Below are 18,704 nucleotides of genomic sequence, written 5' to 3'. Positions count from 1 at the left end.
ACTTATCCCCTTAACGAACTGTTCCTGATAACAGCGGTACAAATTTCACATTTTCGAGGATACGTGTTTCGTAACGTTCCTCTGTTTCTCGAGTAATAAGCTGCAATTGCTGCTGTGAATCACCAACAGGGATAACCAAGCGACCACCAATAGCAAGCTGGTTCAGCAGCTCTTCGGGTACTTGGTCAGGTGCGGCTGTCACAATGATGCCATCGAAAGGCGCCATCGTTGACCACCCCATTCCACCATCAGTATGTTGCAAATGGATATTTCTTAGACCCATTTGACGAAAGCGCTCGCGTGCTCGTACTTGCAGAGGCCTGATCCGCTCTACGGAGTAAACCGACTCAACAAGCTGAGCTAATACCGCCGTTTGATAACCAGAGCCAGTGCCTATTTCTAATACTTGCTTCAATGGACCAGCAGCTAACAATACCTCAGTCATTTTTGCCACTATGTATGGCTGAGATATCGTTTGATTAAAACCAATGGGCAATGCGGTATCTTCATACGCACGATGGGATAACGCCTCGTCAATAAAGATGTGCCGTGGCGTATCACGCATGACATCTAAAATAGCCTGACTACTAATATTCTGTTCGCGTAAACGCTGAACAAGACGCTCTCGAGTACGGCGAGACGTCATACCGATCCCCTGAAGCTGAATATCAATCAACCTAAGCTCTCCAACCAATCCCCCATTTGCTCCATAACAGCATACGAGGTCATATCAATATGCAATGGCGTGATAGATACATAGCCTTGGTCCACAGCATAAAAGTCTGTGCCCGCCTCTTTATCAACCGCATCACCCGCTCCTGCTACCCAATACCGTATTTTTCCACGTGGGTCTGTCGTAGCTACTGGAACGCCCGCAGCCGCTCTATGACCGAGTCGGGTTAAGTGAATGCCTTTAATTTCAGCCAAAGGAACATCCGGCACATTAACGTTAAGTACGGTGCGCGGAGGCAGATTTAATGTATCTAAGTTTTCGACTATCGTTTTAACGACTTCAGCAGCCGTATAAAAATATTTTGGTGTAAAACTGGCTAACGAGACGGCGATAGCCGACAAGTTAAGCGAACGACCTTCCATCGCAGCAGCGACTGTACCGGAGTAGAGTACATCGTCGCCTAAATTAGCGCCGTTGTTAATCCCCGAAACAACAATATCAGGCCTTTCACAAAACAGCCCTGACACCCCCATGTGTACACAGTCTGTGGGAGTACCATTTAATCCAATAAAGCCATTTTTATGGGTATGAGCTTCAATAGGCCGGTCTAACGTCAAGGCATTACTAGCCCCGCTGCGATTCCTATCTGGGGCAATCACAGTGACCTCGCCAATTGTCTCCATTGCCTTTGCCAACGCGGCTATACCCGGAGCAAATACACCATCATCATTTGAGACCAGAATTTTTTTCATTTAAACCGATCCTGTTTGTGTAACATGACATAATTCCCTTAAGACGGTGGTTGCAAAACTACCCGCGGGTAATGAAAAGTGTACTACCCATTGCCCTGGTGCTTCTTTTTCGGCCTTAAAGCCTTCTGCATACAATACTAAAGAGCGGCGCTCCTGATTCAAGCCCAAATGCTCAAGGCGTTCGGTAATTTCATGCCAAGGCTCAATGACTCGCGCTTCCCACTCTCCCGCTTGTGCTTCAGACAATGGCCGACCTCGCCCCCATAAAGGGCCGCTGAGCAATATATCACGACTTTCAAAACGTGTTTGTAAAGATTGGTCAAGTTCCTCTGCAACAAAAAAGCTACGGCTGCCATTTAACATCATGACATCCCCTTGCATAGGGCGCTGCCATAACTCGTCCCCTAAACGCTCCGATAAAAGGTGATTAAATAACCAAGATCGGACGGCCGAAATATAAAGGCCTTTTTTATGACGCTGACGTTCCTGGTATTCGCCCTTTATTAAGGCAACACCCTTTTCTAAATTGCCACCTTCTCGACCAAAACGTTGTTCACCAAAATAATTGGGAACCCCATGCTCAAGGTACGCAAGACGCTCAACGAAGTCGGCTTCATTAGTAAGGTTACGTAGGCGAATAGAGAAGCGGTTACCTAATAAATTTCCCAGACGTAACTTACGAGGGTGGCGAGCAGTTTTTAACACAGTGATCGATTCACCACCAAACAAACTCCAGTTCAGTGCACGATTGCCAGGGAAACGCACACAAAACCATTGTTCAGTAACGGCATGACGGTCTTTTTTACCGGCATAGCTCACATCTTTAGCAGGCACTTGCGCAAAATTAGCGAGCTGACGCGCGACCCAATCCGTATTTTCGCCCACTTTACGGATCAATAAAAATACATGCTCACCTTCTCCCTCCGGCTCAAAGGAAGGAATTTCAGTGACCTGAAAATCTTCGGGTAATAAACGAATAGAAGCCGAACTACGGGGTTCGCCGTGTAAATAGCGGTATTGCGTTGGGAGGGACATGATTAGTTCTCGTTATTCTGAAGATGAGGTTCAACTAATTGGAAAAAAGTTTCGCCTTCTTTTACCATCCCTTGGCCGCTGCGAGCTCGTTCCTCGATGGCCGAGTAGCCTTTTTTAAGGTCCATCACTTCTGCTTCTAGTTGACGATTACGCATCTGCAAACGCTCATTTTCAGCCACTTGGCTTTCAATTTGCTGTTTGAGTTGGCCTATTTGCGTGATGTTCGCCTCACCAAACCATAAGCGATATTGGAGGCCCATCAACATAATAATTAAAAACGCTATAAACCAGCGGAACACACCTTACCTCGACATCTAAAAAAGGGGGCATTATAGCCCCCTTTTTAAACAGTCGGCGCTTTAAGCCTGACCTTTAATTTCTGAACGACCTTTATAGATCGCGTTTTCGCCCAACTCTTCTTCAATACGAAGCAAGCGGTTGTACTTAGCAACACGATCAGAACGGCATAAAGAACCTGTCTTAATTTGACCCGCTGCAGTACCCACAGCCAAATCAGCAATAGTCGTATCTTCAGTTTCTCCAGAACGGTGAGAGATCACAACAGTAAACCCTGCATCTTTCGCCATTTGAATCGCGTCGAGTGTTTCAGACAATGATCCGATTTGGTTAAACTTGATCAAGATAGAGTTACCAATACCTTGCTCAATACCACGCTTAAGGATCTTGGTATTAGTGACAAACAAATCATCACCTACCAACTGAACTTTATCACCAATTTTATTAGTCAAAGCAGCCCAACCATCCCAGTCCGACTCGTCCATACCATCTTCGATAGAAACGATTGGGTAGTTTTCGCTAAGTTGCGCTAAATAGTCAGCGAAACCTTCGGCATCAAACACTTTACCTTCGCCAGCTAGGTCATATTTGCCATCTTTGTAGAACTCAGATGACGCACAATCTAGTGCCAGTGTTACGTCCGTACCTAGCTGATAAGATGTTTTAGCTATTGCTTCCTGAATAACGACTAGGGCTTCTTCATTAGACGCTAAGTTAGGTGCAAACCCACCTTCATCACCAACGGCCGTGTTTAAGCCTTTAGCCTGAAGGACGCCTTTCAATGCGTGAAAGATCTCTGCGCCACAACGCAACGCATCGGAAAACTTCGTAAAATTAACAGGCTGAACCATGAACTCTTGGATATCTACGTTGTTATCCGCATGCTCACCGCCGTTCAAGATATTCATCATAGGCACTGGAAGAGAATACTGGCCAGACGTACCATTGATATCAGCAATGTGTGCGTACAACGGCACACCTTTTACTGTGGCAGCTGCTTTCGCTGCTGCTAAAGACACCGCCAAAATAGCATTAGCACCCAGATTCGTTTTATTCTCGGTCCCGTCTAGCTCAAGCATTTTGTTATCAAGGGCACGTTGATCCGTAACATCCATACCGATCAGAGCTTCGCGAATAACACCGTTGATAGCTGCAACAGCTTTAAGTACACCTTTACCAAGGTAGCGAGACTTATCACCATCACGCAATTCCAACGCTTCGCGTGAACCAGTAGATGCGCCTGAAGGTGCGCAAGCCGTTCCTAAAACGCCAGAGGCTAAAATAACATCAGCTTCAACCGTTGGGTTACCGCGAGAATCTAACACTTCACGTGCTTTGATATCGGCAATCTGTGCCATGCTTATCTCTCCAATTTATCCTAATAAGTATTTTTATTTCACGCTGTTTGGCGACGAGCTTGCTCTGCCAAAGCGGCTTCGATAAAGCCGGTAAACAATCCATGTCCATCACGTGGGGACGACGTAAATTCGGGGTGGAACTGACAAGCAACAAACCAAGGATGGTCTGGAACCTCCACCACTTCAACCAATTCACCATCGGCGGAACGACCAGAGATAATTAAACCGGCCTCTTCTAATAAAGGAACGTAGTTGTTGTTCACTTCAAAACGATGGCGATGGCGCTCAACTATATCAGTACTGCCATAACTTTTTGCGACAGTAGACCCTGCTTTTAAATGGCACACCTGTGCACCTAAACGCATAGTGCCACCAAGGTCTGTGTCTTCGCTACGTTGCTCAACATCACCCTCAGCCGTTGTCCATTCCGTAATCAAACCGATTACCGGATGCTCACTATTTTGATCGAACTCAGTAGAGGTCGCTCCTGCCAAGTTAGCTACATGACGAGCAAATTCAATCACGGCCACCTGCATGCCTAAACAGATACCTAAATAAGGAACCTTGTTTTCGCGCGCGTATTTAACAGCCGCAATTTTACCTTCAACGCCACGCTCACCAAATCCGCCTGGGACTAAGATTGCAGACATATCTTGAAGAATTTCTACGCCTTCACGCTCAACACGCTCGGAATCAATGTATTCGATGGACACTTTGCGACGTAGCTTAATACCCGCATGAGAAATTGCTTCGATTAACGACTTGTAGGCATCCAACAATTCCATGTACTTACCGACCATGGCAATCTTAACTTCGCCATCTGGGTTGAGGTGTGCATCAGCAACCGCCTCCCATTCATTTAGGTCAGCTGCAGGCGCGTCTAAATTAAAACGCTCAACCACGATGTTATCTAACCCTTGGTCAGACAACATTTTAGGAATGTTGTAGATAGTATCGGCATCTGGCATGGAGATAACCGCACGCTCTTCTACGTTAGTAAATAAAGATAACTTACGACGCGAAGAGTCCGGGATGGCCTGCTCTGAGCGGCACACCAAAATATCAGGCTGGATACCGATAGAACGCAGCTCTTTTACCGAGTGCTGAGAAGGCTTTGTTTTGATCTCACCAGCCGTAGCTATATAAGGCACGAGAGTAAGATGCATAAACATAGCTCGAGCAAAGCCCAGCTCTGCTTTCATCTGGCGGACTGCCTCTAAGAATGGCTGTGATTCGATATCACCAACGGTGCCACCAATTTCAACTAAGGCAACGTCTGCATCCCCTGCACCTTCAATGACGCGTCGCTTAATTTCATCAGTAATATGCGGAATAACCTGAACGGTGCCGCCTAAATAATCACCACGGCGTTCTTTATTCAGCACGTGCTGATAAACACGACCTGTCGTAAAGTTATTACGCTTAGTCATCGTAGTGCGAATAAAACGTTCATAATGACCGAGGTCTAAGTCGGTCTCCGCGCCATCTTCTGTGACGAATACTTCACCGTGCTGGAATGGGCTCATAGTCCCCGGGTCGACATTGATGTACGGGTCGAGTTTCAGCATTGTGACTTTCAAACCGCGCGCTTCCAGAATAGCTGCAAGCGATGCGGATGCGATGCCTTTGCCCAAAGAGGACACGACACCACCTGTGACGAATATGTAGCGCGTCATGTGGAACCTGTATTGGCTTGTAAGTGAGGGAAAAAACTTGATCGAGATGGGGCTACAGGATAGCAAAGTAAGCACGCTTCGACAATTAGAAAGCGCGCCAAGTGAGTGTAAATGCGGTCTTTTCTTCGCTTTTTATCCAGCATGACTCCGCAACACATATTCCAGGTACAGCAACCACTTCATTCTGGCGTACACAAATAGGCCAGTTTGAGCGCAACCAAGGCGGAACACCAGCCTCCTGAAACAACTTTTTAAGAGTTTTAGTAGGGCGGTTTTTGGGCTTGATAGACATTCCATCCGCGCGTGCAACCACTTCAACACCGGGCTGCAAATCAAAACCTTCGGAGCTGGCCGTTACACAAATACGGCCTCCACGCCAATCAGTAAAAGGCACCATCAACGCTTGAGAACGCACATCTTCAACGTCATTAACTTTGTGAGGAACACAATACACGCCTTGCCGATATCGTCGCAGAACAATCCCACCCACGTTTATTTGTGGCTGAGCATCAGCACGCGCAGCGATACAACGCTCAAACACTTCTTGAACGGCTAGCGCTGATAACGGTTGGCCCGTTTGACACTCAAACCAACGCCTAAGCAATGCAATACTTTTTGGGTGCGCTATCCCCCCCAACAACTCTATATTCAAGCCACCCCCTGCCAGTGCCATCGATTGAAGATCTGCATCCAAATAAGACTCTAGCACCTGCTGTTGATCAGCAAGGTATTGCGTGGTTTGCTGCAAACGAGTCACAGCCTTTGGCCAGCGCTCTACCATAGGAGGCATAACATGATGACGGATATAATTACGGTCATAGTCATCAGCAGCATTACTTGGATCATCTATCCATGAGAATGTCTGCTCAGCTGCATAAGTTTCCAGCTCGGTACGGGTTATTGTTAGCAACGGCCTTAGAAGAGTAGCCACGCCAAAACGCCTCGACACAGGAATACCGGCTAACCCTTTAGCGCCAGTACCTCGCATTAAACGAAACAAAACGGTCTCTAGCTGATCATTTGCATGATGAGCCATCAATACACAATCAGAAGCACCTACACATGACTGAATAGCCTCCAAACGCGCATCTCGCGCAGCCAATTCACTGTTCGAGGCAGGGTAAACATCGCAGACCGTACAAGTAATCGACAATAGTGCACACTGATCTAGACAGAACTGCGCCCATTGATCAGATTTTTCTTGGAGATGATGGTTTACATGGATTGCACGAACTGAGCCGGCCGGTAGATACTTGACGGCTAAATGCAGTAAAACGATTGAATCTAACCCGCCACTGAGTGCGACAACCCAGCCTTTCGAAGCAAGCCCTTGCGGGGAATGGTTAACGCAGCACTGGTAAAAGTGCTGCGTTAATTTAGATGCCGTCATGGGAGACTACACCTTTCATACTGTGTCAGGGCACATCAACGTGAAGTGTTGTGCTTACTGAGAGTTAATACCGTATGACATTAAGCGTTCGTAACGACGATCAACCAATTCATCCATCGTATGGACGTCTAAGCGATCTAATGTTTCGAGCAACTGAGCTTTTAAAGTCTCAGCTAACGCTTCAGGGTCTCGGTGTGCGCCGCCTAAAGGTTCTTTAACGACTTTATCCACCAACCCAAGCTCTTGTAGACGCCCAGAGGTAATACCCATTGCTTTAGCTGCATCCGGCGCTTTCTCTGCGCTTTTCCAAAGAATAGATGCGCAACCTTCAGGAGAAATAACCGAGTACGTTGAGTACTGAAGCATCACCAACTCATCACATACACCAATCGCTAATGCACCACCTGAGCCACCCTCACCTACAACGGTTGAGATAATAGGTGTTTTTAGCTGGGACATTTTAGCCAAGTTAAATGCGATCGCTTCACTTTGGCCACGCTCTTCGGCATCAATACCTGGATAAGCACCTGGCGTATCAATAAAGGTGAGGATTGGCATTGAGAAGCGCTCAGCCATTTCCATCAAACGCAACGCTTTACGGTAACCTTCAGGACGGGGCATACCAAAATTACGACGTACTTTTTCTTTAACGTCACGACCTTTTTGATGACCAATAATCATCACAGGGCGACCATCCAAACGCGCAATACCGCCAACAATAGCAGCATCATCAGCAAAGTGGCGATCGCCATGGATTTCTTCAAAGCTATCGAACATCAGATCGATGTAGTCCAGTGTATACGGACGCTTTGGGTGACGAGATAACTGAGAAACCTGCCAAGCCGTCAGATTCTCAAAAATGGATACGGTAAGACTACGGCTTTTTTCAAGCAGCTTTGTCAGCTCATCGCTGATGTTAATCTCGGTACCGCTACCCACCAGTCGGAGTTCTTCAATCTTGGCTTCAAGATCAGCGATTGGCTGTTCGAAATCCAGGTAATTCGGATTCATTTGATTCGTTTCCGCTTAAACAGTGAATAATAACGCTAAATTAGTGGACGATTTTACCGTCACGGCAGCAGGATAACCACCCTGATCAGTAGTCAATCTTCACTTGATCAAACCCAAAGTGCTCTTTAAAGGCAATTAATAGCTCATCACTGCCTTCAACTCGGTATTGATCACCCAGGCGCACAGGGCCTGCAGCGTCATCGCGTTGATAATGGATAGTGACAGGTAAGCCTTCCTGAGATTGATATGTTTTTAGCAATGTTTTGAATTCGTTAAGCCGTCTACCGGTTAACGAGGTGGCATTAGCCTGCACTGCAACCGAAGAGGCGTACTGTGCACGAGCCATTGGTATACTGATCAACTTATTACAACGAACCTTGAGGCCTCCTGAATAATCATCCTGAGTCACCTCACCTTCCATGATCACAATTGTATCTTTAACCGCCCACTCTCGTGTTTGATCATAGAGTTCACCGTACACAGTGACATCAATACGGGCTGTGCGGTCATCCAGCGTCAAGAAACACAACGAATCACCACGTTTAGTTTTCTTAACGCGCTGATCAACTATGAGGCCAACGATTTTTTGCTGTTTACCACGTGCAGGCTGCAAACTTACAATTTTTTGCGAGACAAACTTTTTTAGCTCACGCTCGTACTCATCGATTGGGTGCCCCGTTAAGTACAAACCTAATGTTTCTTTCTCTCCACGCAGCCGCTCTTTATCTGTCCAAGGGCGTACATGTTTATAATCTTCATAAGGGTCACGCGGTGCTTCCGCTTCTACCTCCCCAAAAAGATCAAACATCCCGGCATCTTCATTACGAGCACTTTGACCTGCAGCCTGAAAAGCATCACCGATCGCCGCCCATAGTACAGCACGCTCGGCACCTAACTTATCAAGGGCACCAGCACGAACCAAGGCTTCCAACACTCGTTTATTGAGATTTTTAGGCCCGACCCGCTTACAAAAATCAAAGATGTCCTTAAAGTCGCCTTCGCCATCTTGGCGCGCCTTTACAATCGCATCAATTGGCCCCTCACCAACACCCTTGATTGCCCCTAAACCATAAACAATCTCACCGGCTTCGTTGACGGTAAACATGTAGTCGCCACTACACACATCCGGTGGCGATGGAGCAATCCCCATATTGCGGCACTCTTCAATGAAGATCACCACTTTATCGGTGTTTTGCATATCCGCAGAGATAACCGCCGCCATAAATGGGGCTGGATAATGACATTTCAGCCAAGCCGTTTGGTAAGAAACTAACGCATAGGCCGCCGAGTGCGACTTGTTAAAACCATAACCGGCGAACTTCTCAACCAGATCAAATATATTCCCAGAGAGATCCCTATCAATACCTTGTTTTTCGCACCCCTCTAAGAAGATGGCACGCTGCTTCGCCATTTCTTCAGGCTTTTTCTTACCCATGGCTCGACGCAGCATGTCGGCACCGCCTAGCGTATACCCCGCCATGACCTGAGCAATCTGCATTACCTGCTCTTGGTACAAGATAACACCGTAAGTTGGCTCCAATACCGGCTGCAAGCTATCCAACTGATAGTCGGGATGCGGCCAAGACATTTCTGCGCGGCCATGCTTACGGTTGATAAAGTCATCAACCATGCCCGACTGCAATGGCCCCGGTCTAAACAAGGCCACGAGAGCGACAATATCTTCAAAACGAGAAGGCAACAAACGTCTTACCAGATCCTTCATACCGCTGGACTCTAACTGGAAAACAGCTGTCGTTTCAGCAGATTGAAGCAAATCAAAGGTCGGTTTATCGTCTAAAGGGATCAGGGAAATATCGAGCGCCTCTTCACCTTCTTGAGCGCGCTTGGTGTTAATAGTCTTTAAAGCCCAATCAATAATGGTCAGGGTTCTTAACCCCAAGAAGTCAAACTTAACCAGACCGGCTTCTTCAACATCGCCTTTATCGAACTGCGTTACAAGCCCATGGCCTTCTTCATCACAATAAGTGGCGGAGAAGTCTGTTAGCTTCGTTGGAGCGATAACCACACCACCGGCATGCTTACCAACGTTACGGGTCACACCTTCCAGTTTGAAAGCCATGTCCATAATTTCTTGAGCTTCTTCGCTACTGTTTACAAACTCGCTGAGCGCTGGCTCCTGCTCCATCGCTTTACTGAGTGTAATACCTACTTCGAAAGGGATGAGTTTGGACAACTTATCAGCCAAACCGAACGCTTTACCCTGTACGCGCGCCACATCTCGAACAACCGCTTTTGCGGCCATTGTACCGAAAGTAATAATCTGGGAGACGGCATCTCGCCCATAAGTACGTGCTACGTAATCGATAACTTGATCTCGATTATCCATGCAGAAATCGATATCAAAGTCGGGCATGGATACCCGTTCTGGGTTTAGGAATCGCTCAAACAGCAAATCATATTCCAGCGGATCAAGATCTGTAATTTTCTGTGCATAGGCCACCAAAGAACCCGCACCCGAGCCTCGACCCGGCCCTACAGGAATATCGTTATCCTTAGCCCATTGAATAAAGTCCATTACGATAAGGAAATACCCAGGGAAACCCATTTGGATAATGATATCTAACTCAAATTTAAGCCGGTCATCATAAACTTTCCGTTTAGCTGCATAGTCTGGGTCGTTTTTATCTAACAGAATTTCTAAACGCTCATTAAGGCCATCTTCGGATACCTTAATGAAGAACTCGTCAATCGACATCCCTTCAGGGATCGGGTACTTAGGTAAATAATAGGTCCCCAAATCCATTTCGATATTGCAGCGTTTGGCTATTTCTACCGTGTTTTCAATGGCACTTGGAATGTCGCTGAACAGCTCCACCATTTCTTCAGTACTACGAAAATACTGCTGATCTGAATAATCCCTAGGTCGACGTGGATCTTCGAGCGTCCTTCCTTGGTTAATACAAACACGCGCCTCATGAGCCTCAAAGTCTGTTTCATGTATAAACATCACATCGTTGGTTGCTACCAATGGACAGCCTTTTAGCAAACCCAGACGAACGCTTTCATCAATGACAATGTCTTCACCCGGGCGGGCTGTACGTTGTATTTCCAAATAAAATCGATTAGGAAAAAGAGACATCCACTCGTCTAAAAGGCTTTCTGCCGAGCCATTACCGGAAATCATCGCGCGGCCAATTTCACCATCTTTAGCACCGCTGAGCGCAATAAGCCCCTCTGACTTTTCAACTAGCCACGACTTATAAACAATCGCTTTATCAGCCAACTGCACCTGACCCTCTGCATAGGCGCGCGAAATCAGCTCCATCAAATTGCGGTAGCCTTTCGCGTTTTGTACCAACAGAGTGACACGGTAAGGTTCATCTATATCGTTATCATTGAGCACCAGTAAATCAGCGCCGCAAATGGGTTTAATGCCAGCACCGGTGGCTGCTTTAAAGAACTTTACTAGGGCAAACAGGTTAACTTGATCCGTGATTGCCACGGCTGGCATGCCTGCATCCTTAGCTGCATTGACCAGCCCTTTGACTCGCACGAGCCCGTCCACCAAAGAGAACTCTGTATGAACGCGAAGATGGACAAAAGCATTAGCTGACATATAAACCTACCTAGTAAAAAAAAGATGACCAGCCTGTGGCTAGTCCAACAAACGAGCTACCGGCTTAAACGAGCGACGGTGCATATCAAGTGGACCAAACTTTTCTAATGCCGCCATATGCGCAGCCGTTGGGTAACCTTTGTGTTTAGCAAAGCCGTAGTCAGGATACGCTAAGTCGAGCGCTTCCATTTCACGATCACGGACTACCTTAGCCACAATCGAAGCCGCACTAATCTCAGCGACGCGGCTATCACCTTTCACAACAGCCTCGCAAGGAAAAGGAATATCCGGGCAACGATTACCATCAATCATGACATATTCAGGCAACACGGCGAGCTGGAGCACAGCTCGCTGCATCGCTAACATGGTTGCGTGTAATATATTAATTTCGTCTATTTCTTGGGGTGTAGCAAAAGCCACTGAATAAGCCAACGCATTCTGGATGATCTCTTCATAAAGAGCATCTCGTCGTTTAGCCGTTAGCTTTTTAGAGTCCGCCAATCCACTTATTGGCTTGAGCGGATCGAGGATCACCGCTGCGGTAACAACGTTACCAATTAAAGGCCCTCGCCCCACCTCATCCACACCTGCGATTAGGGAGTACTGTGAGCGAAGTTGCGCCCATTCATCCGCGGCATTATGCATGAGGGAGTATTCCTTTTTCTTTCATTAACAGCTCAATTGCATCCGCCGCTTGTTGATCAGCATTCTTATGCAGCTGCTCAAAAATAGCGCTAAAACGCTCAACCACATAATGCTTATCCGTTGACGAGTCCAACCAGTGTTCCACTTCAGCGCATAGCCTCTCTGGGGTCAGCTCTTTTTGCAACACCTCAGGCACAAGCGCTTCTCCGGCTAAAATATTAGGCAGTGAAACATAAGGCGTCTTCAACATGCGCGAAAAAATAGCATACGTTAGCCCAGCCATTTTATAACCAACAACCATTGGTTTTTTTAGTAATGTCGCTTCTAAAGTGGCCGTTCCGGATGCAATCAATATCACATCACTAGCGGCCATGACTTCTCTAGAACGCCCCATTATTAATTGCACTGGCAAATCGCTAAAACTTTCATCAATCAAGCGCTGGAGCTGCTCGTACCGCTTGTCGTTTGCAGCCGGCAATAAAAATACCAAGTCATTATTGTGTTGCCATAATAAACGCGCCGCCTCTAAAAAAGGACGCGCTAAATAGCGAATTTCACTCGAACGGCTTCCCGGCAAAACGCCAATCACACGCTGTGTCGATGCCAATTGAAACGTATCACGAGCAATAGGAATTTTTGGATCATTAGCGATTGCGTCAGCCAACGGATGACCTACAAAACTAATCCGCTGCTGAGTTTTCTCATAATGTTGAGCTTCAAAAGGGAACAAAGCTAACAATAAATCAACCGCTTCTTTAATTTTATAGATTCGCTTAGCCTTCCAAGCCCAAACAGAAGGACTTACATAATGAACAGTGGTAATGCCGGCTTCTTTTAATCGACGCTCTAGCTCTAATGTAAAATCAGGCGCATCGATACCTATAAACACATCAGGTGGGTTTTTAAGCCAATGCTGGACTAAGGATTTACGCAATGACAACAGTTCTGGTAAGCGGCTTAGCACTTCTACCAGACCCATAACAGATAAGCGCTCCATTGGCGCACGCGATACTAGGCCAGCAGCAATCATCAGATCACCGCCTATGCCTTCAAATGTGGAATTTGGGAATCGTTTCGAAAGTTCGCTGATTAGCCCTGAGCCCAGAATATCACCTGATGCTTCACCGGCCACCAAGGCAATTCTTAGCGCAGTCACATCTTTCCCCTAACGAATAATACCCCGAGTGGAGTCTTTGAGAGATGCGATAAGCAAATCAATCTCTGGGGAGTCCACGACTTCGGCTTCAAGTACGGCCAGTGCTTCAACCGTCGTGAGCTTTTTACGATAGATCGTTTTATAAGCTTGACGAATCCCTCTGATCATTTCTGGCGTAAAGCCGCGACGCTTAAGCCCCTCAGCATTGATTCCATGAGGTTGAGCAGGGTTGCCAGTTGCCATTACGTAAGCGGGTATGTCCTTAAGAACCACAGTCCCCGCCCCACACATCACATGACTTCCAATGTGGCAAAACTGATGTACGGCCGTGAAGCCACCCAAAATAGTATGATCACCTACATGGACGTGCCCTGCTAAAGCAACGTTATTCGCCAAAATAATGTGATCACCAACCATACAGTCATGCGCGATGTGCGCGTTGACCATAAATAAATTATGGCTGCCAATTTTGGTCAAAGATTGATCTTGAATCGTTCCTCGATGAACCGTAGTCCCTTCTCGAAAAACATTGTTATCGCCGATTTCTAAACGAGTAGGCTCACCCGCGTATTTTTTATCTTGGCACTCTTCACCTATTGTTGAAAATTGGAACACTCGGTTACCAGACCCCATAACAGTAGGGCCTTTAATCACAACATGAGAAGCTATTTCTGTACCAGCACCGATGACAACATCAGCACCAATATATGACCAAGGCCCAACCGTTACATCGTCAGCTAGTTGAGCGCCAGGCTCGATAATTGCTCGCGGGTCAATCACACTTACACCTTTCGATCTGCACATAAAATGGTAGCAGAACTAACAGTATCACCTTCAACGGTTGCTTTCACATCAAATTTCCAGATGCCGCGACGCTCAGAAACGATAGAGGCTTCAAGCTTTAATTGATCGCCAGGCACAACCGGGCGCTTAAAACGTAATTTATCCGAACCAACAAAATAATAAATAGAACCATCTTCTGGCGTTTTGTTCATGGTTTTAAAACCAAGAATACCTGCCGCCTGAGCCATTGCTTCAACGATTAACACGCCAGGCATAACTGGGTGCTCAGGGAAGTGGCCGTTAAAGAAAGGCTCGTTGACACTCACGTTTTTGATCGCAACGATGGACTCACCCGGTGTTAATTCAAGCACTCGATCAACCAATAGAAACGGGTAACGATGAGGGAGATACTCCCTAATTTCATTTACATCCATCATTTATTAAGACCTTCAATAGAGAGATTATCGATTTTTTGTTCTAACTGTTTTAACCGGCGAGCCATATCATCTAACTGCCGAAAGCGAACAACGTTACGCTTCCAATCACTATGCTTTTCTTGACCTGTGCCCGAAGAAAAAGCCTGACCGGATGCTGTGATTGATTTGCTAATCAGCGACATCGCTGTGATATGCGTATGATCAGCAATAGTTAAATGCCCCGTTATGCCGCAATGACCGGCAATCGTGCAATGGCGGCCAATTTTAGTGCTTCCGGCGACGGCCGTACAGCCTGCAATGGCAGTTTGTTCTCCAATGACAACGTTATGGGCTATTTGTATGTGATTATCGAGCTTAACACCATCATCAATATAGGTGTGATCAAGCGCGCCCCGATCGATCGTGGTATTAGCCCCAATTTCCACCGAATGACCAATACGAACACCACCCAATTGACAGATTTTAACCCAGCCCTGCTTAGAAGAAGCAAAACCAAAACCATCAGCGCCAATAACAGCGCCCGAGTGCACTAAACAGTTTTGCCCTAACACGACATCAGGATACAGGGTCACATTAGCTTCTAATCGACTAGACTGCCCCACGATACTACCCGCTTGGATAACACAGTTAGGGCCAATAATGCAGTTATCCTCCAGAGTGACATTCGCATCAACAACCACACCCGCCCCTATTGTCACATTAGAGCCTATGGTCGCTGAAGCATGAACAAACGCCGACGGATGCACGCCTTCGGATTCATTATCCAAACGCCAATCAAAAAGCTGCGACACTTTAGCGAACGCCATGTAAGGGCTATCAACAATCAATGCCGTTCCTGCAACTTGGTCAGCCATCTCTGGCGTTACCAAAACAGCGCCCGCACTAGTGCTGGTCAATTGCGATACATAGCGAGGATTGGCTAAAAAGCTAAGCTGTGCTTGTGTCGCTTTTTCAAGCGTGTTCAAACCAAAAATGGTGCAATCCGAACCTTGGATAACACCATCTAGTTTTTCCGCTAATTCAGATAAGCGGTAGCTACAGTTTCTCTGAGCCATTACTGCTTATTCAATAGCTCTACCACTCGTGGCGTAATATCAACACCTTTGGCGGTATAAACCGTAGCTTGCTTAGCGAGTACGACATCGTAGCCATTTTCTTCGATGATTTTACGAATAACCACATCCAATTTAGGACGCATATCTTCGATGAAAGACTGCTCGCGCTCAATACGTTTTTGCTGAAGAGCCTGTCCGCTTCGCTGATACTCTTCAAACGCTTTTTGGAACTGCAAGCGGCTCTGATTCAACTGCTCTTGGCTCATGCTTGAACCATTTTTTTGGATTTTTTCGCGCAAACCTTTTGCCTGCTTTTCAAGATCTACTACGCGCTTTTCTTCGCCGCTCAGCTCTTTCTTTAATGAGTCACGAAAGCTACCTGCTGCTTTAGAAGCCAACAAAGCCTCTTGAACCCCTAATACCGCAATTTTTTCAGCCATTGCCATTGGCATAAAACACACAGCAACCAGAGCAACAATATACTTAACAGATTTCATTGAATATTTTCCTTATATTAAAAACTTTGGCCAAGTGAGAACTGGAATACTTGGGTTTCATCACTTTCTTTAGCATTCAGCGGCTTACTAATAGCAATTGATAATGGGCCAACAGGAGACAACCAGCTAATACCTAAGCCTGCAGAGTAGCGCAGCTCATCAAAACTCACACCTTCTTCACACTTAGAACTGGAAGAGGAAGAGCTAAAGCACTCCGTTGCAAACACGTTACCACCATCAACAAAGAACAATGACCGCCAACCATTTTGGCTTTCTATAAATGGCATAGGGAATATAAGCTCTGCACCACCGACAACCATAATGTTACCGCCAAAGGCATCATCATTAGAGTCGCGTGGACCGAGCGAGTTACTTTCGAAGCCCTTGATTGTTGTTAAACCACCGGCATAGAAGTTTTTAAAGAATGGGTAACTCTTATCACCATAACTATCGGCATACCCTAAACGCCCTTTAAGACCAAACACCCAATCCGATTCATCCTGCAATGGCTGGTACCACTTAGTTTGGTAAATCGCGCGATAGTAGCTTAATTCACTCCCCGGAATCGCAATCTCTAACGTCGCATTGTGCGAATAACCAGCAGTTGGGAACACACCACGGTTCAAGTGGTTATTGCTCCACCCTAGCGTTGTTTTAAAGTTTAAATACTCATCACCGTTTTCATCGATGAACGAATCAATTTCCTCAACAGGCGCATTGTCATTGGTGTTAACCGAAATCTGTTCAATACCCAAAGACAAGGTCAGACGCTGATAATCATCAATAGGGTAGCCGAAGGTAACACCACCCCCAAATTCATCTAGTGAATAGCTGCTTTCATCATCGTCATCAAACTCACTCTTACGATAAAAGACATCAAAACCTCGGCTCACACCATTAACAGTATAGAAGGGGTCAAGATAATTTAAGCTGATCTCTTTCTCGGTTCCGCTTCGGGTGATATTGAAACCAACGCTTTTACCTGAACCGAAAAAATTATCCTGAGATACACCAAAATCTAGAATGATACCGTCACTTTGTGAGTAACCAACACTGGCCGTAAACTGCCCAGATTGCTGCTCTTCTACGGATAAATTTAAATCAACTTGGTCGTCAGTTCCCGGCACAGGAACCGTTTCCAAGTTAACTGAACTAAAATAACCCGTACGCTCTAACCGCTCTTTACTCTGTTTGATGCTATCGGTTGAAACAACCGCGGCTTCCATCTGATAAAGTTCACGACGCACTACTTCATCTGCCGTACGGCTATTACCTTTAACATTTATACGGCGCACATAAGTTTGCTTGCCTGGGTCCACATAAAATTTTAAAGATACAGAGTGATCTTCTTCATGCAATTCTGGAACAGGGCTTATGTTCGCAAACATATAACCGGCTTCACCCAATCGATCGCTCAACGCTTTTTGAGCGTCAGTCATCACCTGGCGAGAGAACACCTCACCGGGTTCCATAGAAATAATAGAGGCTAACTCTTCTTCAGGAACCACCATGTTTCCGGCCAAATTCACATCCCGAAGCGTGTATTGATCACCTTCATCTATGTTGACGGTAATAAACACATTTTGCTTATCAGGTGTTATTGAAACTTGGGTGGAGTCTATAGAAAAATTAATATAGCCTCGGTCCATGTAATATGACCGTAAACGCTCTAAGTCTCCAGAGAGCTTCTCGCGCGCGTATCGGTCATCTTTCGTGTAGAAAGACCAAAAACTAGGCAGTTTTAAAGCAAATAGGTCTTTTAATTCTTCATCATCAAAAACAGTATTGCCCACCACGTTGATGTGCTGAATCGAAGCTACGCTGCCTTCTTTGATATTAATATCAAGCGCCACGCGGTTGCCTGAAAGCTCTTCAACTTCCGTGTCAATTGCTGCGCCGTAACGGCCTTGGCTTACGTACATGCGAATCAAGTCTAAGCGAATCTGATCCAAAGCTGAGCGTTTAAACACATCACCTTCTTGCAAACCTGACTGCTTAAGCCCTTTGATCAAGTCTTCGTCTTTTATGACCTTGTTGCCATTCAAACGAATTAAGCTGACGGCCGGACGTTCTTTCACTCGCAAGATCAAGAAATCGCCATCTTTAAGAACATCAACATCCTCAAAATAGCCTGATTTAAACAGCTGGCTCACAGCATCAGATATGGCCGACTCAGTAACACGATCCCCGGTTGAAACAGGAAAGTTACGAAAAACAATACCCGGCTCAACGCGTTGTACGCCCTCTAATTTAATATCTTGCACTTTAAACGGCGTAAACGCCGCTTGTGAAAGAGAGGACCACAAGGCTAGCCCAAGCATCCAACCAAACTGTTTATTCATCAAACATCATCCAACTTAAA

Annotated in this window: 16 protein-coding genes; all 16 read right to left on the bottom strand. The window is 46.2% G+C overall.

Annotation, left to right across the window (positions count from 1 at the left end):
• Positions 1–10 precede the first annotated feature (10 nt).
• Positions 11–673: a protein-L-isoaspartate(D-aspartate) O-methyltransferase gene (locus BS617_RS01770; RefSeq protein ID WP_425488326.1), complete on the bottom strand. Its 663-nt coding sequence runs from the start codon at positions 671–673 to the stop codon at positions 11–13.
• Complete coding sequence (gene surE, locus BS617_RS01765) at positions 673–1,425, bottom strand: 5'/3'-nucleotidase SurE (protein WP_075171205.1); 753 nt, start codon at positions 1,423–1,425, stop codon at positions 673–675. The genes BS617_RS01770 and surE overlap by 1 nt, the downstream gene beginning before the upstream one ends.
• The gene (gene truD, locus BS617_RS01760; RefSeq protein ID WP_075171204.1) at positions 1,426–2,460 is read right to left on the bottom strand and encodes a tRNA pseudouridine(13) synthase TruD; all 1,035 of its coding nucleotides are present in this window, start codon (positions 2,458–2,460) and stop codon (positions 1,426–1,428) included.
• 2 nt (positions 2,461–2,462) lie between these two features.
• Entirely contained in the window at positions 2,463–2,759 is a 297-nt protein-coding gene (ftsB, locus tag BS617_RS01755) for a cell division protein FtsB (protein WP_075171203.1), read from the bottom strand.
• A 60-nt stretch (positions 2,760–2,819) separates the two neighbouring features.
• Entirely contained in the window at positions 2,820–4,115 is a 1,296-nt protein-coding gene (eno, locus tag BS617_RS01750) for a phosphopyruvate hydratase (RefSeq protein ID WP_075171202.1), read from the bottom strand.
• Positions 4,116–4,153: 38 nt separating this feature from the next.
• Positions 4,154–5,791 carry a CTP synthase gene (gene pyrG / locus BS617_RS01745; RefSeq protein WP_075171201.1) on the bottom strand — a complete coding sequence of 546 codons (1,638 nt, stop codon included), beginning with the start codon at positions 5,789–5,791 and terminating at the stop codon, positions 4,154–4,156.
• A gap of 85 nt (positions 5,792–5,876) precedes the next feature.
• Entirely contained in the window at positions 5,877–7,181 is a 1,305-nt protein-coding gene (tilS, locus tag BS617_RS01740; RefSeq protein WP_083609894.1) for a tRNA lysidine(34) synthetase TilS, read from the bottom strand.
• Between the two features lie 54 nt (positions 7,182–7,235).
• On the bottom strand, positions 7,236–8,192 hold the full coding sequence (gene accA / locus BS617_RS01735) for an acetyl-CoA carboxylase carboxyl transferase subunit alpha (RefSeq protein ID WP_075171200.1): 957 nt from the start codon (positions 8,190–8,192) through the stop codon (positions 7,236–7,238).
• A gap of 85 nt (positions 8,193–8,277) precedes the next feature.
• Positions 8,278–11,769 carry a DNA polymerase III subunit alpha gene (gene dnaE, locus BS617_RS01730; RefSeq protein ID WP_075171199.1) on the bottom strand — a complete coding sequence of 1,164 codons (3,492 nt, stop codon included), beginning with the start codon at positions 11,767–11,769 and terminating at the stop codon, positions 8,278–8,280.
• A 39-nt stretch (positions 11,770–11,808) separates the two neighbouring features.
• Positions 11,809–12,414 carry a ribonuclease HII gene (gene rnhB / locus BS617_RS01725; RefSeq protein ID WP_075171198.1) on the bottom strand — a complete coding sequence of 202 codons (606 nt, stop codon included), beginning with the start codon at positions 12,412–12,414 and terminating at the stop codon, positions 11,809–11,811.
• Entirely contained in the window at positions 12,407–13,570 is a 1,164-nt protein-coding gene (gene lpxB / locus BS617_RS01720; protein ID WP_075171197.1) for a lipid-A-disaccharide synthase, read from the bottom strand. The genes rnhB and lpxB overlap by 8 nt, the downstream gene beginning before the upstream one ends.
• A gap of 9 nt (positions 13,571–13,579) precedes the next feature.
• The gene (gene lpxA, locus BS617_RS01715; protein ID WP_212667400.1) at positions 13,580–14,350 is read right to left on the bottom strand and encodes an acyl-ACP--UDP-N-acetylglucosamine O-acyltransferase; all 771 of its coding nucleotides are present in this window, start codon (positions 14,348–14,350) and stop codon (positions 13,580–13,582) included.
• A gap of 2 nt (positions 14,351–14,352) precedes the next feature.
• Complete coding sequence (fabZ, locus tag BS617_RS01710) at positions 14,353–14,790, bottom strand: 3-hydroxyacyl-ACP dehydratase FabZ (RefSeq protein ID WP_075171195.1); 438 nt, start codon at positions 14,788–14,790, stop codon at positions 14,353–14,355.
• Positions 14,787–15,845, bottom strand: coding sequence for a UDP-3-O-(3-hydroxymyristoyl)glucosamine N-acyltransferase (gene lpxD / locus BS617_RS01705; RefSeq protein WP_075171194.1), 1,059 nt, complete (start codon positions 15,843–15,845; stop codon positions 14,787–14,789). The genes fabZ and lpxD overlap by 4 nt, the downstream gene beginning before the upstream one ends.
• The gene (locus BS617_RS01700; protein ID WP_075171193.1) at positions 15,845–16,342 is read right to left on the bottom strand and encodes an OmpH/Skp family outer membrane protein; all 498 of its coding nucleotides are present in this window, start codon (positions 16,340–16,342) and stop codon (positions 15,845–15,847) included. The genes lpxD and BS617_RS01700 overlap by 1 nt, the downstream gene beginning before the upstream one ends.
• Positions 16,343–16,359: 17 nt before the next feature.
• Entirely contained in the window at positions 16,360–18,684 is a 2,325-nt protein-coding gene (gene bamA / locus BS617_RS01695) for an outer membrane protein assembly factor BamA (protein ID WP_075171192.1), read from the bottom strand.
• Positions 18,685–18,704: the final 20 nt, after the last annotated feature.

Origin of the sequence: Neptunomonas phycophila, assembly GCF_001922575.1 — a bacterium.
GTDB lineage: Bacteria > Pseudomonadota > Gammaproteobacteria > Pseudomonadales > Balneatricaceae > Neptunomonas > Neptunomonas phycophila.
Note: the sequence above shows the minus strand (reverse complement) of the source record. Positions and strands in the feature narration are given on the sequence as shown.

What these genes read in the sequence shown, in the direction of transcription:
- surE (WP_075171205.1), bottom strand. Translation starts at nt 1,425, where the DNA reads ATGAAAAAAATTCTGGTCTCAAATGATGATGGTGTATTTGCTCCGGGT.
- truD (WP_075171204.1), bottom strand. Translation starts at nt 2,460, where the DNA reads ATGTCCCTCCCAACGCAATACCGCTATTTACACGGCGAACCCCGTAGT.
- eno (WP_075171202.1), bottom strand. Translation starts at nt 4,115, where the DNA reads ATGGCACAGATTGCCGATATCAAAGCACGTGAAGTGTTAGATTCTCGC.
- pyrG (WP_075171201.1), bottom strand. Translation starts at nt 5,791, where the DNA reads ATGACGCGCTACATATTCGTCACAGGTGGTGTCGTGTCCTCTTTGGGC.
- tilS (WP_083609894.1), bottom strand. Translation starts at nt 7,181, where the DNA reads ATGACGGCATCTAAATTAACGCAGCACTTTTACCAGTGCTGCGTTAAC.
- accA (WP_075171200.1), bottom strand. Translation starts at nt 8,192, where the DNA reads ATGAATCCGAATTACCTGGATTTCGAACAGCCAATCGCTGATCTTGAA.
- dnaE (WP_075171199.1), bottom strand. Translation starts at nt 11,769, where the DNA reads ATGTCAGCTAATGCTTTTGTCCATCTTCGCGTTCATACAGAGTTCTCT.
- rnhB (WP_075171198.1), bottom strand. Translation starts at nt 12,414, where the DNA reads ATGCATAATGCCGCGGATGAATGGGCGCAACTTCGCTCACAGTACTCC.
- fabZ (WP_075171195.1), bottom strand. Translation starts at nt 14,790, where the DNA reads ATGATGGATGTAAATGAAATTAGGGAGTATCTCCCTCATCGTTACCCG.
- lpxD (WP_075171194.1), bottom strand. Translation starts at nt 15,845, where the DNA reads ATGGCTCAGAGAAACTGTAGCTACCGCTTATCTGAATTAGCGGAAAAA.
- BS617_RS01700 (WP_075171193.1), bottom strand. Translation starts at nt 16,342, where the DNA reads ATGAAATCTGTTAAGTATATTGTTGCTCTGGTTGCTGTGTGTTTTATG.
- bamA (WP_075171192.1), bottom strand. Translation starts at nt 18,684, where the DNA reads ATGAATAAACAGTTTGGTTGGATGCTTGGGCTAGCCTTGTGGTCCTCT.